Annotated in this window: 17 protein-coding genes; 12 read left to right on the top strand and 5 right to left on the bottom strand. The window is 68.6% G+C overall.

All coding sequences use genetic code 11. The annotated features are described in order from the left end of the window. A complete protein-coding gene (locus tag BU28_RS0120930) occupies nucleotides 1-339 on the bottom strand; it encodes an antibiotic biosynthesis monooxygenase (RefSeq protein ID WP_028721165.1) in 339 nt (112 codons plus the stop codon). A gap of 170 nt (nucleotides 340-509) precedes the next feature. Between BU28_RS0120930 and BU28_RS0120925 the strand changes: the two genes are divergently transcribed. Beyond that, nucleotides 510-1,130, top strand: a complete 621-nt coding sequence (locus BU28_RS0120925; protein WP_028721164.1) for a DUF1269 domain-containing protein — start codon at nucleotides 510-512, stop codon at nucleotides 1,128-1,130. A gap of 58 nt (nucleotides 1,131-1,188) precedes the next feature. Further along, nucleotides 1,189-1,956, top strand: a complete 768-nt coding sequence (gene mtgA, locus BU28_RS0120920) for a monofunctional biosynthetic peptidoglycan transglycosylase (protein WP_028721163.1) — start codon at nucleotides 1,189-1,191, stop codon at nucleotides 1,954-1,956. Here the strand turns inward: mtgA and BU28_RS0120915 are convergent. Both BU28_RS0120915 and leuD read right to left on the bottom strand, forming a co-directional pair. Then, a complete protein-coding gene (locus BU28_RS0120915) occupies nucleotides 1,953-2,990 on the bottom strand; it encodes an endonuclease/exonuclease/phosphatase family protein (protein WP_036763972.1) in 1,038 nt (345 codons plus the stop codon). The genes mtgA and BU28_RS0120915 overlap by 4 nt on opposite strands. Then, nucleotides 2,981-3,586 (bottom strand): 3-isopropylmalate dehydratase small subunit, encoded by a 606-nt coding sequence (gene leuD, locus BU28_RS0120910; protein WP_028721161.1) that lies wholly within the window; start codon nucleotides 3,584-3,586, stop codon nucleotides 2,981-2,983. Before leuD ends, BU28_RS0120915 begins: the two co-directional genes overlap by 10 nt. A gap of 87 nt (nucleotides 3,587-3,673) precedes the next feature. On the opposite strand from leuD, the gene BU28_RS0120905 reads away from it, so the two are divergent. After that, nucleotides 3,674-4,288, top strand: a complete 615-nt coding sequence (locus BU28_RS0120905) for a hypothetical protein (RefSeq protein ID WP_223251948.1) — start codon at nucleotides 3,674-3,676, stop codon at nucleotides 4,286-4,288. Here the strand turns inward: BU28_RS0120905 and leuC are convergent. Beyond that, on the bottom strand, nucleotides 4,269-5,705 hold the full coding sequence (gene leuC / locus BU28_RS0120900) for a 3-isopropylmalate dehydratase large subunit (protein WP_028721159.1): 1,437 nt from the start codon (nucleotides 5,703-5,705) through the stop codon (nucleotides 4,269-4,271). The two genes, BU28_RS0120905 and leuC, sit on opposite strands and share 20 nt — an antisense overlap. Before the next feature lie 397 nt (nucleotides 5,706-6,102). Here leuC and BU28_RS0120890 point away from each other — a divergent pair, with 397 nt between their 5' ends. The 4 genes from BU28_RS0120890 to BU28_RS24390 all read left to right on the top strand — a co-directional run bounded on the left by BU28_RS0120890 (nucleotide 6,103) and on the right by BU28_RS24390 (nucleotide 8,038). Beyond that, a complete protein-coding gene (locus tag BU28_RS0120890; protein ID WP_028721158.1) occupies nucleotides 6,103-6,348 on the top strand; it encodes a hypothetical protein in 246 nt (81 codons plus the stop codon). Between the two features lie 124 nt (nucleotides 6,349-6,472). Then, nucleotides 6,473-6,883 carry a ribosome silencing factor gene (rsfS, locus tag BU28_RS0120885; protein ID WP_028721157.1) on the top strand — a complete coding sequence of 137 codons (411 nt, stop codon included), beginning with the start codon at nucleotides 6,473-6,475 and terminating at the stop codon, nucleotides 6,881-6,883. Nucleotides 6,884-6,895: 12 nt separating this feature from the next. Then, nucleotides 6,896-7,363, top strand: coding sequence for a 23S rRNA (pseudouridine(1915)-N(3))-methyltransferase RlmH (rlmH, locus tag BU28_RS0120880; protein ID WP_028721156.1), 468 nt, complete (start codon nucleotides 6,896-6,898; stop codon nucleotides 7,361-7,363). Between the two features lie 99 nt (nucleotides 7,364-7,462). Further along, nucleotides 7,463-8,038, top strand: a complete 576-nt coding sequence (locus BU28_RS24390; protein WP_051578365.1) for a hypothetical protein — start codon at nucleotides 7,463-7,465, stop codon at nucleotides 8,036-8,038. On the opposite strand, the gene BU28_RS0120870 is transcribed toward BU28_RS24390, so the two are convergent. Further along, nucleotides 8,035-8,892 (bottom strand): LOG family protein, encoded by an 858-nt coding sequence (locus tag BU28_RS0120870; RefSeq protein ID WP_028721155.1) that lies wholly within the window; start codon nucleotides 8,890-8,892, stop codon nucleotides 8,035-8,037. The two genes, BU28_RS24390 and BU28_RS0120870, sit on opposite strands and share 4 nt — an antisense overlap. A gap of 92 nt (nucleotides 8,893-8,984) precedes the next feature. On the opposite strand from BU28_RS0120870, the gene dapD reads away from it, so the two are divergent. From dapD to urtA, 5 genes are all read left to right on the top strand, one after another. Then, on the top strand, nucleotides 8,985-9,809 hold the full coding sequence (gene dapD, locus BU28_RS0120865) for a 2,3,4,5-tetrahydropyridine-2,6-dicarboxylate N-succinyltransferase (protein ID WP_028721154.1): 825 nt from the start codon (nucleotides 8,985-8,987) through the stop codon (nucleotides 9,807-9,809). Between the two features lie 68 nt (nucleotides 9,810-9,877). Continuing rightward, nucleotides 9,878-10,132, top strand: coding sequence for a GlsB/YeaQ/YmgE family stress response membrane protein (locus BU28_RS0120860; protein ID WP_028721153.1), 255 nt, complete (start codon nucleotides 9,878-9,880; stop codon nucleotides 10,130-10,132). 112 nt (nucleotides 10,133-10,244) lie between these two features. Beyond that, entirely contained in the window at nucleotides 10,245-10,571 is a 327-nt protein-coding gene (locus BU28_RS0120855; protein ID WP_028721152.1) for a hypothetical protein, read from the top strand. A gap of 68 nt (nucleotides 10,572-10,639) precedes the next feature. Beyond that, nucleotides 10,640-11,893: a lytic murein transglycosylase gene (locus tag BU28_RS0120850; RefSeq protein WP_028721151.1), complete on the top strand. Its 1,254-nt coding sequence runs from the start codon at nucleotides 10,640-10,642 to the stop codon at nucleotides 11,891-11,893. Nucleotides 11,894-12,061: 168 nt separating this feature from the next. Then, on the top strand, nucleotides 12,062-13,345 hold the full coding sequence (gene urtA, locus BU28_RS0120845) for an urea ABC transporter substrate-binding protein (RefSeq protein WP_028721150.1): 1,284 nt from the start codon (nucleotides 12,062-12,064) through the stop codon (nucleotides 13,343-13,345). Nucleotides 13,346-13,375 lie beyond the last annotated feature (30 nt).

Below are 13,375 nucleotides of genomic sequence, written 5' to 3'. Positions count from 1 at the left end.
TCAGGCGCGGTCCCCCGTGCTCTCGGCCGCCCGCTCCCCGGCCGCCCCCTCGACCAGCACCGGGGAAAAGAACCGCTTGCTGCGGCTGCCCGTGGTCAGCGGCCCGATCAGCTCGACGCAGCGCCGGTAATGCTCGGTCGCGCGATGGGCGTCCAGCGCCGCCTCGTCGGCAAAGATCTCGTAGCAATGGAAGCGGTTCTCGTCCTCGGGGTCGGCCAGCAGGTCGAAGCGGATGTTGCCCGGCTCGGCCCGCGTCCCCTCCCAGTTGATCCGGAAGGCCGCGACAAAGGCGTCCCGCTGGCCGGGGCGCACCTCGAACTGGACAAGCTGGATCAACATGAAAACTCCTGGGTCAATGGGTCTGGCGAGCGACGCTTGCATTTGGCACCATAACGCCGGGCCGAGACAAGGGCGAAGCGCCGCAACGGTGCCTGTGTCAACGAAACCCGGTCAGGGCCCGGGTGTTCCCTCGCGGCGATCCCCGCCGCACAACCGAAAGGATTTTCAGCATGTCCGATCTTGTGGTCATTGCCTTCGATGACGAGGCGACGGGCTTCGAGCTGCGCAGCGAACTGGTCAAGATGCAGACCGAATACCTGATCCAGCTCGAGGACGCGGTGGTCGTCACCCGTCCCTCGGCCGAAGACATCCAGCTGCACCAGGCGGTGAACCTGACCGCCGCCGGCGCGGTGGGCGGCGGCTTCTGGGGCACGCTGGTCGGGCTTTTGTTCCTGAACCCTCTGCTCGGCGCGGCGGTCGGCGCGGCCTCGGGGGCGATCGCGGGCAAGCTCAGCGATGTCGGGATCAACGACGACTTCATGCGCAGCCTCGGCCAGTCGATCCCGCCCGGCGGCTCGGCGGTGTTCATCCTGGTGCGCAAGATGACGGCCGACAAGGTGCTGGCGCGGCTGGAAAGCTTCCGCCTGCGCGGCCGCGTGCTGCAGACCTCGCTGCCCGACGCCCAGGAGGAGCGGCTGCGCGAGGCCTTCGCCGGCGGCAAGCTCGGCAGCGCGCTCGGGGTTCCGGCGGCCGACACCGCCCCCGCCTCCGGCGCCGCCGCGGCGGAATCCGAAACCGCCCCCGCCTCGGGCCAGGGCACCAGCTCCTCGGGCTTCGCCTCGTCCTCGTGACGGGGGCGCGGGCGCGGGACGCTTGACGCAAAGGGGCTGGCCGTGACAGGACGCGGCCATGCCCCGCCGCAGCGACACCCTTCCCGACCCCGAGGCCCTGGCCCAGAGCGATGCGCCAAGGGCCCGCCGCCGCCTGCGCCCGCTGCGCCGGGGCGCCTGGTGGCTGGCCGGCTGGCTGCGCTGGATCGGGCTGCGGCTCTTGGCGCTGATGGCGGCGCTGGTCCTGCTGTTCTCGGTCGTGAACCCGCCGACCAGCTGGACCATCATCGCCGGCCAGCGCGAATTCCCGGGCCGCGCCGAACGGCAATGGACCGACATCGACGACATCGCCCCCCAGATGGTGCGCGCCGTCGTCGCCGCCGAGGACGCCAATTTCTGCCGCCACTGGGGCTTCGACATGGTCGAGATCCGCCGCGTCATCGCCTCGGGCTCCAGCCGGGGGGCATCGACCATCACCCAGCAGACCGCCAAGAACGTCTTTCTGTGGCAGGGCCGCAGCTGGCCGCGCAAGGCGCTGGAAACGCTCTACACCCCGATGATCGAGGCGCTCTGGTCCAAGCGCCGCATCGTCGAGGTCTATCTGAACCTGGCCGAGTTCGGGCGCGGCGTCTTCGGCGTCCACGCCGCGGCGCAGCACTATTTCAAGACCACCCCCGACCGGCTGACGATGGCGCAGGCGGCGGCGCTGGCCTCGATCCTGCCCGCGCCCAAGACGCGCAACCCGCAGACCGGCTCGGCCCGGACCCGGGCCATCGTCTCGGGCGCGCGCACCATCCAGGCCGACGGGCGCGACAGCTGCCTGGTGCTGCTGCCGCCCGGCCGCTAGGGCGCTAGGGGCCAGTCGATGTCCACCCAGACCAGCCGATGGCTGGAGGCGGCCTCGGCGGTCCCGTCCTCGGGCCAGTGGACGCCCGCGCCCAGAACGCCCAGCCCCTTTCCCGGCAGGACGTAATCCACCCGCAGGTTGCCCGGCGGCCTGTCGTCGGGCCAGTCGCCGGTGTCCAGCCCCGGGTCCCCCTTCTGCGCCGCGTTCACCCCCAGCGCGCCGGCGCGCCGCCCGCCTTCGCTGCGGGGCAGGGGGTCCTGCACCCGCGCCATGATCCGCGCCAGCGCGCCCGGGTCGCCCGCGCTGTCAAGGGCATCCATGTTCAGCTTGCCCGCCAGCACGAAGGGCGCGTCCGGCAGGTGCCCCAGCCAGAAGGCCAGCTCGTCGTGGTTGCGCCCGATGTTGCGCTCGCCCCGCCCGAAGGCCGGGGGCGAGGCCGCCATCGCCAGCACATGCAGCCCCCGCCCGCCGACCGTCACCACCGCATCCCAATGCGCCACCGATGGCAGGCGCTGCACCGCCGCCACCTCGGGCGGGGCCGGGGGCATCCGGTTGCCGGGCAGGTCGCGCCACAGGAAACCGCTGTAATCCGTGACCGGCCCGATCGGGTGGCGCGACAGCAGGACCATGCCGCCCTGGCCCGAAAACCGGCCAAAGCCCTGCCGGTCGTCGGGCGTGCCGCGCCGCCCGTCGCCGTCCATGTCCAGCCCGGTGACCATGCCCGCGTTCGGCCGCCCGGCGAAGGCATGGGGGTAGTCCACCCCCGCCGCCGCCAGCCGGGCGCGAAAGGCGGCCAGCGCGCGCCCCTCGTGGTCCCAGTCAAAGCCGGTCAGCAGCAGGATGTCGGGCCGCACCGCCGCGATCACGCCCAGAACCGCGTCGATCTGCGCGTCCTTGCGGCCAAGATCGCGCAACAAAAGCCCCGGCCCGTCGCGCGACAGGCCGGGGTCGAACGTGGCGATCCGCAGCGGCTGGCCCCAGGCCGCCGGGGCGGCCAGCGCCGACAGCAGCGCGATCAGCCGGATCAGACCCAAGGCCGGCTCTGGGCCATCTGCGCCTCGTAGGCGTCGATGGCGGGGGCCTTCTCCATGGTCAGGCCGATGTCGTCCAACCCGTTCAGCAGGCAGTGCTTGCGGAACGGGTCCACCTGGAACGGAAAGCTCTGCCCGTCCGAGGTCGTCACGGTCTGGTTTTCCAGATCGACCGTCATGCGCGCGTTGGCGCCCTTGCGGGCATCCTCCATCAGCACCTCGACCACTTCGGGCGGCATGACGATGGGCAGGATGCCGTTCTTGAAGCAGTTGTTGAAGAAGATGTCGGCAAAGCTGGTCGAGATCACGCAGCGGATGCCGAAATCCAGCAGCGCCCAGGGCGCGTGCTCGCGCGACGACCCGCAGCCGAAATTGTCGCCCGCCACGATGATCTCGGCCTGGCGATAGGCCGGCTGGTTCAGCACGAAATCCGGGACTTCGCTGCCGTCGGGGTTGTAGCGCATCTCGTCGAACAGGTTCTTGCCCAGGCCCGAACGATGGATCGTCTTCAGGAACTGCTTGGGGATGATCATGTCGGTGTCGATGTTGACCAGCGGCATGGGGGCCGCGATGCCGGTCAGGGTGGTGAACTTGTCCATGGATGTCCTCGTGGAATTGACTGGCCGCCCCTGCGGCCGTTAACCTTTTCGCGCCGGTTTCCGAGTTCCGCCGCAAGGATGTTTCATATGTTTGGCTTTGCAAGTTTCGCGGCGCTGCGCGCCTGCGTGTCCCGCGACTGGACGCCCGCCATCGGCGACCCGGAGGTGACGGGCTGGCTGACGGTCCTGGCCTATCTGCTGTGCATGGTTCTGGCGGTGCGGGTGCTGACCCGCCGCCCGCCCCAGGCCGCGCGCGGGCTGTGGCTGGGCATCGCGCCGCTGATGGGCTTTCTGGCGCTGAACAAGCAGCTCGACCTGCAGACCGCGCTGACCGCGACCGGGCGCTGCATGGCCCATGCCCAGGGCTGGTACGACAACCGCGCGCTGGTGCAGCTGGGCTTCATCGCGGGCCTCATCCTGCTGGTGGTGCTGGTCCTGACGGTCGCGCTCCGTTCGCTCAAGGGACGGCTGCGCATGAACGGGCTGGCCCTTCTGGGCCTTGCCGTGCTCTGCGGTTTCGTCCTGGTGCGGGCGGTGGGCTTTCATCACGTGGACCAACTCATCAGCATGGATTTCGCGCGTCTCCCGTTCAACTTCTGGTTCGAGAACGCGGGGCTTTTCCTGATCGCCGTCAATGCCCTGTGGCTGGCCGGGCGGGACAGCGCGCCCCGCCCAGCCGCCGTCAGACCGTTTCAGAGATAAGCGCGCGCACGTCGGTCAGGTGGCCCCTGATCGCCGCCGCCGCCGCCATCACCGGCGACATCAGATGCGTGCGCCCGCCCCGGCCCATGCGGCCCTCGAAGTTGCGGTTCGAGGTTGCGGCGCAGCGCTCGCCCGGCGCCAGCTGGTCGGGGTTCATGCCCAGGCACATGGAACAGCCCGCCAGCCGCCATTCGAACCCGGCATCGGTGAAGATCTTGTCCAGGCCCTCCTCCTCGGCCTGCATGCGGACCAGGCCCGAGCCGGGGACGACCATGCCCCGCACGCCCGGCGCCAGCTTCTGGCCCTTCAGGATGCCGGCGGCGGCGCGCAGGTCCTCGATCCGGCCGTTGGTGCAGGACCCGATAAAGACCGCGTCGATCTTGATCTCCTCCAGCGGCGTGCCGGGCTTCAGGCCCATATAGTCCAGGCTGCGGCGCGCGGCCTCGACCTTGCCGCCCTCGAAATCCTCGGGGGCGGGGACGGCGGCGGTGATCGGCAGCACGTCCTCGGGCGAGGTGCCCCAGGTCACGACCGGGGCGATGTCCTCGCCGCGGATGGTGACGACCTTGTCCCAATGCGCGCCCTCGTCGGAAAACAGCGTCTTCCACCAGGCGACGGCGGCTTCCCAGGCCGCGCCCTTGGGGGCATGCGGGCGGCCCATGCAGTATTCGAAGGTCTTTTCGTCCGGCGCGATCAGCCCGGCGCGGGCGCCGCCCTCGATCGCCATGTTGCAGACGGTCATGCGGCCTTCCATCGACAGGGCGCGGATCGCCTCGCCGCAGTATTCGATGACATAGCCGGTGCCGCCGGCGGTGCCGGTCTTGCCGATCACCGCCAGCGTGATGTCCTTGGCGGTGACGCCGGGCATCAGGCGGCCGGTGATCTCGACCTTCATGTTCTTCGATTTCTTCTGGATCAGCGTCTGGGTGGCCAGGACGTGCTCCACCTCGGAGGTGCCGATGCCATGCGCCAGCGCCCCAAAGGCGCCATGCGTCGCGGTGTGGCTGTCGCCGCAGACGACGGTCATGCCGGGCAGGGTCCAGCCCTGTTCGGGGCCGACGATATGCACGATGCCCTGGCGGATGTCGCTCATCGGGTAATAGTTCAGGCCGAACTCGCGGGCGTTCTTGTCCAGCTCCGCGACCTGGATGCGGCCCTCGGGGTTCTCGATCCCGTTCACGCGGTCAGGCGTGGTCGGCACGTTGTGGTCCGGCACGGCGATGGTCTGGTCGGGCCGGCGCACCTTGCGCCCGGCCATGCGCAGCCCCTCGAAGGCCTGGGGCGAGGTCACCTCGTGGACCAGGTGGCGGTCGATGTACAGCACGCAGGTGCCGTCCTCGGCCCGCTCGACCACATGGGCGTCAAAGATCTTGTCGTACAGCGTGCGGGGCGCGCCCGCGTTCATGGTGCCTGTCATGGCTTTCTCTTTCCGAAAGAGTAGCTGGTGGGGTCATGGATCGGACCGCCCGCCTGTCGGGGGGTGTCCCAGGGGCGCGCACAAGCATGCGCCCGCTGCCGTCAAAGTCGGGCGGTGACGGACAGGCTTTCGCCGTAGAACCGACCCGGCAGCCGGGCGCGGTCATGGATGTCGAAATAGACGAATCCTTGCATGAGCGCCGTTTTACGCCGGTTTTCGCCATCAGGCAATATGGCAGGCCGGGGCGGAGGACCGGCGGTGCACGCCCTGTGTACGCGCGGTGTACGCCCGGTGCGGGCGCCCCGAGGGGCCTTCGGTCACGCGGCGGGCACGGTTCTGTTAATTCATTCTTGGCATCCGGTCCCTATGGTCAAGCCCGGACGAAAGGTGATCTGCCATGATGATTCGTATTTTCCTGCGGGCGTTTCCGCTGCTTTGCGCCGCGCTCTTCACGCTCGCCGTCTTCGTCGCGCAAACCCCGGCGGAACGCGCGCGCCAACTGTTGCGGCTGGAAACCGACCGCCTGGCCTGGGCCGAAGGCTTAGTCAAATGCCCGGAAACATGGGATAATCTTCCGCTGTCGGCCTGCCGGGTCCAAGCCGCGGCCCGCGTCCTGCCCACAAATCTGGCCGCCCCGCATTGAGCCGGGGCAATTCCATGCTACATTATAAGGGCCCCGGCGCCGGGGGAGAGCGGCGCGATGACCGGAGGATGAACCCCTGTCCAATACCGTCTCGCCGGTGACTGCACCGGCTGCGACCGCCGCGATGCCCGGGCTGACCAGCGATCAGCTTCTGGATCGCATTCTTGCCTCGCTCGACGACGACAAGGCCGAAGAGGTCGTGACCATCGACCTGCGCGGCCGCTCGGCCATGGCCGACCACATGGTGATCGCCTCGGGCCGGAACGCGCGCCAGGTCGCGTCGATCGCGGAAAAGCTGGTCGAGCGTCTGAAGGAGCAGACCGGCCGCTCGGCCCGCGTCGAAGGCAAGGACACCGGCGACTGGGTGCTGATCGACACCGACGACGTGATCGTCCATGTCTTCCGCCCCGAGGTGCGCGAGTTCTATCAGCTTGAAAAGATGTGGATGCCGGCGGATGCGCTGCGCTCGGCCACGCTGGACAGGCTGCGCGCCGATCACGCCGCCGACGAAGCCGCCCAACGCCCGCAGGGCTGACGGGCCGGACGCATGCGGATGGTCATTGCCGCGGTCGGGCGGCTGCGGCAGGGCCCCGAGGCGACGCTGATCGCCGATTATCTCGACCGTCACGCCAAGGCGGGCCGCGCCTTGGGCCTGCCCCCCGTGACCATCGCCGAGGTCGAGGACAAGCGCGGCGGCGGCATGGCGGCCGAGGCGGCACTGCTGGATCGGGTCATTCCCTCCGATGCGGCGCTGGTGACGCTGGACGAACGCGGCCAGATGCTGACCTCGCCGGAATTCGCAGACCGGATCGCGGGGTTCCGGGACCAGGCCCGCGACATCGCCTTCGTCATCGGCGGCGCCGACGGGATCGACCCCGCCCTGCGGGCCCGCGCCGCGCTGTCGGTCAGCCTGGGCCGCATGGTCTGGCCCCATATGCTGGTGCGTGTCATGCTGGCCGAACAGATCTATCGCGCGACCACCATCCTGGCCGGCAGCCCCTATCACCGCGCCTGATCGTTAAAACTTTAGGAATATTTAACCTTAACAATGGGTTAAAATCGCGCGACGAAGGTTAACATGATCCTGTCCGCATGATGATTCCCGGGTTTCGGCATGGCCTCGCCTTCGATCAGCAGCTCTTCTCCGGTTCCGGCCCTGGCCCCCGCCCCGGGCGCGGCGCGGGACCCTTCCGTCAGCCCCGGCCGCGTTGTGGTGCCCCCCGAAGCCACCCGCCCGGGCGAGGAGGATGTCAGGCTGCGGCCCGGTCGCGACCAGGCCGGATCCCGGGACGACACCGCGCCCCGCGACGGCTTCCGGCTCAGCGACGATGCCATCGAGCGGCTGGGACGCGAAGACCCCGCGCTTGAGGCGCGCATCCGCGCCGAGGCCGAGGCCGCGCTGGCCCGCGCCCGCGCGATGGCAGCCAATGCCGACACGCCCCTGGATCAGGCCGCGTTCCGCGCCGAGGTCATCGACTATCTCAAGGCGATCTACCTGAGCGATCCGGCCTTTGCCCGCGCGCTTGAACGCGGGACCATCGTCGTCCGCCCCGCAGCGGGCGACGAGGACCCGCAGATGCAGCCCGAACTGACCCACGCCGTCTATCGCAGCGGCGCGCTGCGTTCAGGCGCGCCGCTGCCGGGCGAGGGCGTGGACAGTAACGACTTCGTGGCCTGGTGGCCGCATTAGGCCTCAGGCCCCGGATCGGGCTCCGGATCGGGCTCCGGATCGGGCCATGCGTCGATGATCGCCAGCGCTTCCTCGGCCGTGTCGACAAAGCTGATCAGGTCCAGGTCCTCGGGGCTGATGGTGCCGGCCTCGGCCAGGGCCTGCCAGTCGATCACCCGGTCCCAGAACTCCTTGCCGAACAGGATGAAGGGCACCCGCGTCATCCGGCCGGTCTGGATCAGGGTCAGCGCCTCGAACATCTCGTCCATGGTGCCGAAGCCGCCGGGGAACACCGTGACCGCCCGCGCCCGCATCAGGAAATGCATCTTGCGGATCGCGAAATAGTGGAAGTTGAAGCACAGGTCTGGCGTCACATAGGCGTTCGGCGCCTGTTCGTGCGGCAGCACGATCGACAGGCCGATGGAGACGCCCCCGGCCTCGGCCGCGCCCAGGTTGCCCGCCTCCATCACGCCGGGGCCGCCGCCGGTGCAGATCACGTTCTCGGCGCCCTTGCTCTCCAGGCTGCGCCGCGTCACCAGCCGGGCAAAGATCCGCGCTTCCTCGTAATAGCGGGACAGTTCGGCCAGGACGGGGGTGCGCGCACCGGCCCGCGCCTCGGGGGCGGGGATGCGCGCGCCGCCGAACATGACGATGGTCGAACGCACGCCTAGGGCATCCATGATCATCTGCGGCTTCAGCAACTCCAGCTGCAGCCGCACCGGGCGCAATTCCTCGCGCAGCAGGAATTCGTTGTCGGTAAAGGCCAGCCGATAGGCCGGAGCGCGGGTCTGGGGCGTGTCGGGCACCTGCCGGATGGCGGCGGCATCCTGCTGGCTGTCGCGGAACGGGTGGGCGCGCTCGTCTTCGTCGATCATCGAAACCTCTGGCAGGCGGCGCGGATTGCGCGACCGCACCCCTGGGCTTATAGCCCTTGCGTGACAGTTTCCACCCGAGAGAGGCCAGACCCATGTCGAATGACGCCCTAGAAGCCGCCATCGAATCCGCCTGGGAGACCCGGGACCGGATCACCCCCGACACCCGGGGCGAGGCCCGCGATGCCATCGAGGCGACGCTCGAGGCGCTGGACAAGGGCGTCCTGCGCGTGGCCGAAAAGCGCGGCGCCGACTGGCATGTGAACCAGTGGGCGAAAAAGGCCGTGCTGCTGGGCTTTCGCCTGAAGGACATGGAGATGCAGTCGGGCGGTCCGCAGGGCGGCGGCTGGTGGGACAAGGTGGACAGCAAGTTCCTGGGCTGGGACGATGCGCGCTGGCGCGAGGCCGGGTTCCGCGCCGTGCCGAACTGCGTCGTGCGCCGCTCGGCCTATATCGCCAAGGGCGTGGTCCTGATGCCCAGTTTCGTGAACCTGGGCGCCTATGTCGACGAAGGCACCATGGTCGATACCTGGGCCACAGTCGGGTCCTGCGCGCAGATCGGCAAGAACGTCCACCTGTCGGGCGGCGTCGGCATCGGTGGCGTGCTGGAACCGATGCAGGCCGGCCCGACCATCATCGAGGACAACTGCTTCATCGGCGCCCGCTCCGAGGTGGTCGAGGGCTGCATCGTGCGCGAAGGCTCGGTCCTGGGCATGGGCGTGTTCATCGGCAAATCGACCAAGATCGTGGACCGCGAGACCGGCGAAGTCATGTATGGCGAGGTGCCGGCGGGTTCGGTCGTGGTCGCGGGCTCGATGCCGTCCAAGAACGGCGTGAACCTGTACTGCGCAGTGATCGTCAAGCGGGTGGACGCGCAGACGCGCTCGAAAACCTCGATCAACGAGCTTCTGCGCGACTGAGGACGCGGAACCGCGCCGCCCGTTTCCGCGTTGCCCGACCAAGACAACCTTATGAAGGGGAAGGGAATATGGAAGGAATGGGATGGATCGCCGCGATCATCGTCGGCGCTCTGGCGGGCTGGATTGCGGAAAACCTCATGAAGTCCGAACACGGGCTGCTGATGAACATCATCCTGGGCATCCTGGGTGCGGTTCTGATGAACTTCATCTTCATCAACCTGCTGGGGTCGACCCTGGGCGGCTGGCTTGGACAGCTTGTGGTCGGCGTGATCGGCGCCTGCATCCTGATTGCGCTGGGTCGGATGCTGCGACGCAACCGCTAAGCCCCTGCGGGCTGATCGAGAACGGGGCGGTCCTGCCGGGGCCGCCCTTTTTGCCGCCTTGCGCATCGGGCCGGGGCCTGTCACATCCGGAAAGGACGATGGGAAGGACGCGATGACGAACGCCAGCCAACAGGTCTATACGCTTCTGGTCCAGGTCGGACGCGCCGCTGACGACGGCTTGCCCGAGGGCGCGACGGGCGCGGCGCTGGTCTGCTACGCCTCGGGCCGGGACGAGGACGAGGCGGTGCGCGAGACCGTCGCCATCCTCAAGCAGGCGGGCCTTGCGCCGCTTGAGGTGACGGGCCACGGCAGCATCGACGAACGCCTGGCCGAGGGGCATGAGATCCCGACCGAGGAGCGGGACCTGATGGACCGCGCGCTGGCCGAGAACGCGGTGATCGTGGCCCAGATGGAGCCCCTGTTTCCCGATCAGGACTGACCTATCCACCCGGCGCGGCCTGCGCTAGACTGCCCGCAACCATAACAAGAGCGCGGGCAAGGACAGGCATGAACAAAGGCATCTATCGCATGGCGGCCACCGGGCTGCTGACCCTGGCGCTGGCGGGCTGCGGCGCATCCATGAACCAGTCGCCCGGCGCCCTGGGTGGCGGCCATTTCGGCGGGCTTCCGACCGCGAACGGGCAGGGGTCCGAGGCAGGGTTCCAGACCTGGGTCGCCAGCTTCCGCCCCCGGGCGCTGGCCGCCGGGATTTCGCCCCAGGTCTTTGACAGCGCGATGGGGCAGGCGCATTTCATGCCCAGCCTGATCGCGCTGGACCGCAAGCAATCCGAGTTCTCCAAGCCGATCTGGGACTATCTGGACGGGGCCATCGGCACCCGCGTCGGGACCGGCCGGTCCAAGGCGGCGCAATACGCGTCCACGCTGGCGGCCATCGAGGCGCGCTACGGCGTCCCGCGCGAGATCGTGCTGGCCGTCTGGGGGATGGAATCGAACTTCGGGGCGGGCCGGGGCAGCACGCCCATCGTGCCGGCTCTGGCCACGCTGGCCTATGACGGGCGGCGGGGCGAGTTCTTCGCCGGCGAACTGGTCGCCGCGCTGCGCATCATCCAGGCGGGCGACGTGGACAGCGCCCATATGGTGGGCAGTTGGGCGGGCGCCATGGGGCACACGCAGTTCATGCCCAGTTCCTTCCTGTCGCACGCGGTCGATTTCAACGGCGACGGGCGGCGCGACATCTGGTCGGACGATCCGACCGACGCGCTGGCCTCGACCGAGCATTACCTGCGCCAGAACGGCTGGCAGCCCGGCCAGCCCTGGGGGGCCGAGGTGATCCTGCCCTCGGGCTTCGACTACAACCAGGTCAGCAAGTCGGTCGAGAAATCGGGCAGCCAGTGGACCGCGATGGGGGTCAGGACGGCAAGCGGCCGGCCGGTGCCCTCGGGCGCGATCATCGCGCCGGCGGGGGCGCGGGGGCCGGCCTTCCTGATCACGCAGAACTTCCGGGCGATCCTGAAATACAACGCCTCGGACAGCTATGCGCTGGCGGTCAGCTTCCTGGGCGACGCGATTGCCGGGCGCCCGGGCATCCAGGGCGCCTGGCCGCGCGGCGACCGCACCCTGTCGAACAGCGAAAAGGCCGAGATCCAGCGCCTGCTGATGGCGCGCGGCTTCGACACCGGCGGCGCCGACGGCAAGCTGGGCGCGAAGTCGGTCGAGGCGGTCAAGGGCTTCCAGCGCTCGCGCGGGATGGTGCCGGACGGCTATGCCGACGCAAACCTGCTGGCGCTGCTGCGCGGATAAGGCGCGCACCACCGTCGCCCGGTTTTCGGTCATCTGCATCCGGCATGGACCAAAAACCGGGCAACGAACAAAGCCTTGCGCGCAAACTGCCCCGGAACGTGGCAGCGCCGCCCGTTTCCTGCCCTGATCCCCTTGCCGTCATGCGGCACCAACAAGAGGGAAACAGGGATGAACACGTTCACCAGTGCCTGCGCCGGTCTTGCCATTCTGGCCGGTTGCGCGGGCGCCGCCTGGGCACAGGACGACACGATCAAGATCGGCGTGCTGCATTCGCTGTCGGGCACGATGGCGATTTCGGAAACCACGCTGAAGGACACCGTGCTGATGATGGTCGATCAGCAGAACGCCAAGGGCGGCGTCCTGGGCAAGAAGATCGAGGCGGTCGTGGTGGACCCGGCCTCGGACTGGCCGCTGTTCGCGGAAAAGGCGCGCGAGCTGATCTCGGTGAACGGCGTGGACGCGATCTTTGGCTGCTGGACCAGCGTCAGCCGCAAGTCGGTCCTGCCGGTCATCGAGGAATTGAACGGGCTGCTGTTCTATCCCGTGCAGTACGAGGGCGAGGAGTCGTCCAAGAACGTGATCTATACCGGCGCCGCCCCGAACCAGCAGGCGATCCCGGCGGTCGATTACATGATGGAGGAACTGGGCGTCGAGAAATGGGCGCTGCTGGGCACCGACTACGTCTATCCGCGCACCACGAACAACATCCTGGACGCCTATCTGAAGGGCAAGGGCGTCGCGACGGGGGACATTTTCGTCAACTACACCCCCTTCGGCCATTCCGACTGGTCCAAGATCGTTGCCGACGTGGTGGCGCTTGGCGCGGACGGCAAGAAGGTCGGCGTGGTCTCGACCGTCAACGGCGACGCGAACATCGGCTTCTACAAGGAACTGGCCGCCGCGGGCGTGTCGGCGGATGACATCCCCGTCATGGCGTTTTCCGTGGGCGAGGAGGAACTGGCGGGCCTGGATACCGCGAACCTGGTCGGCCATCTGGCGGCCTGGAACTATTTCGAATCCGCTGACACCCCCGAAAACAAGGCCTTCATTGATGGCTGGCACAGGTTCACCGGCGACGACAAGCGCGTGACCAACGACCCGATGGAGGCCACCATGATCGGCTTCAACGCCTGGGTCGCGGCGGTGGAAAAGGCCGGCAGCACCGACACCGACAAGGTGCTCGATGCCATCGTCGGGGTCGAGGTGCCGAACCTGACCGGCGGCACGGCCAAGGTCCTGCCGAACCACCACCTGACCAAGCCCGTGCTGATCGGCGAGATCCGCGAGGATGGCCAGTTCGACATCGTCAGCCAGACCCCCGAGGTGCCGGGCGACGCCTGGACCGACTTCCTGCCCGAAAGCGCCAAGCTCGACAGCGATTGGCCGGGCAAGCAATGCGGCATGTGGAACACCGAAACCAACGCCTGCGTGCAGGTCAAGTCGAACTACTGACCGCTGACGGGGCGGCGCCCGCCGCCCCCC

This window comes from Paracoccus yeei ATCC BAA-599 (assembly GCF_000622145.1).
Taxonomy (GTDB): Bacteria; Pseudomonadota; Alphaproteobacteria; order Rhodobacterales; family Rhodobacteraceae; genus Paracoccus; species Paracoccus yeei.
Note: the sequence above shows the minus strand (reverse complement) of the source record. Positions and strands in the feature narration are given on the sequence as shown.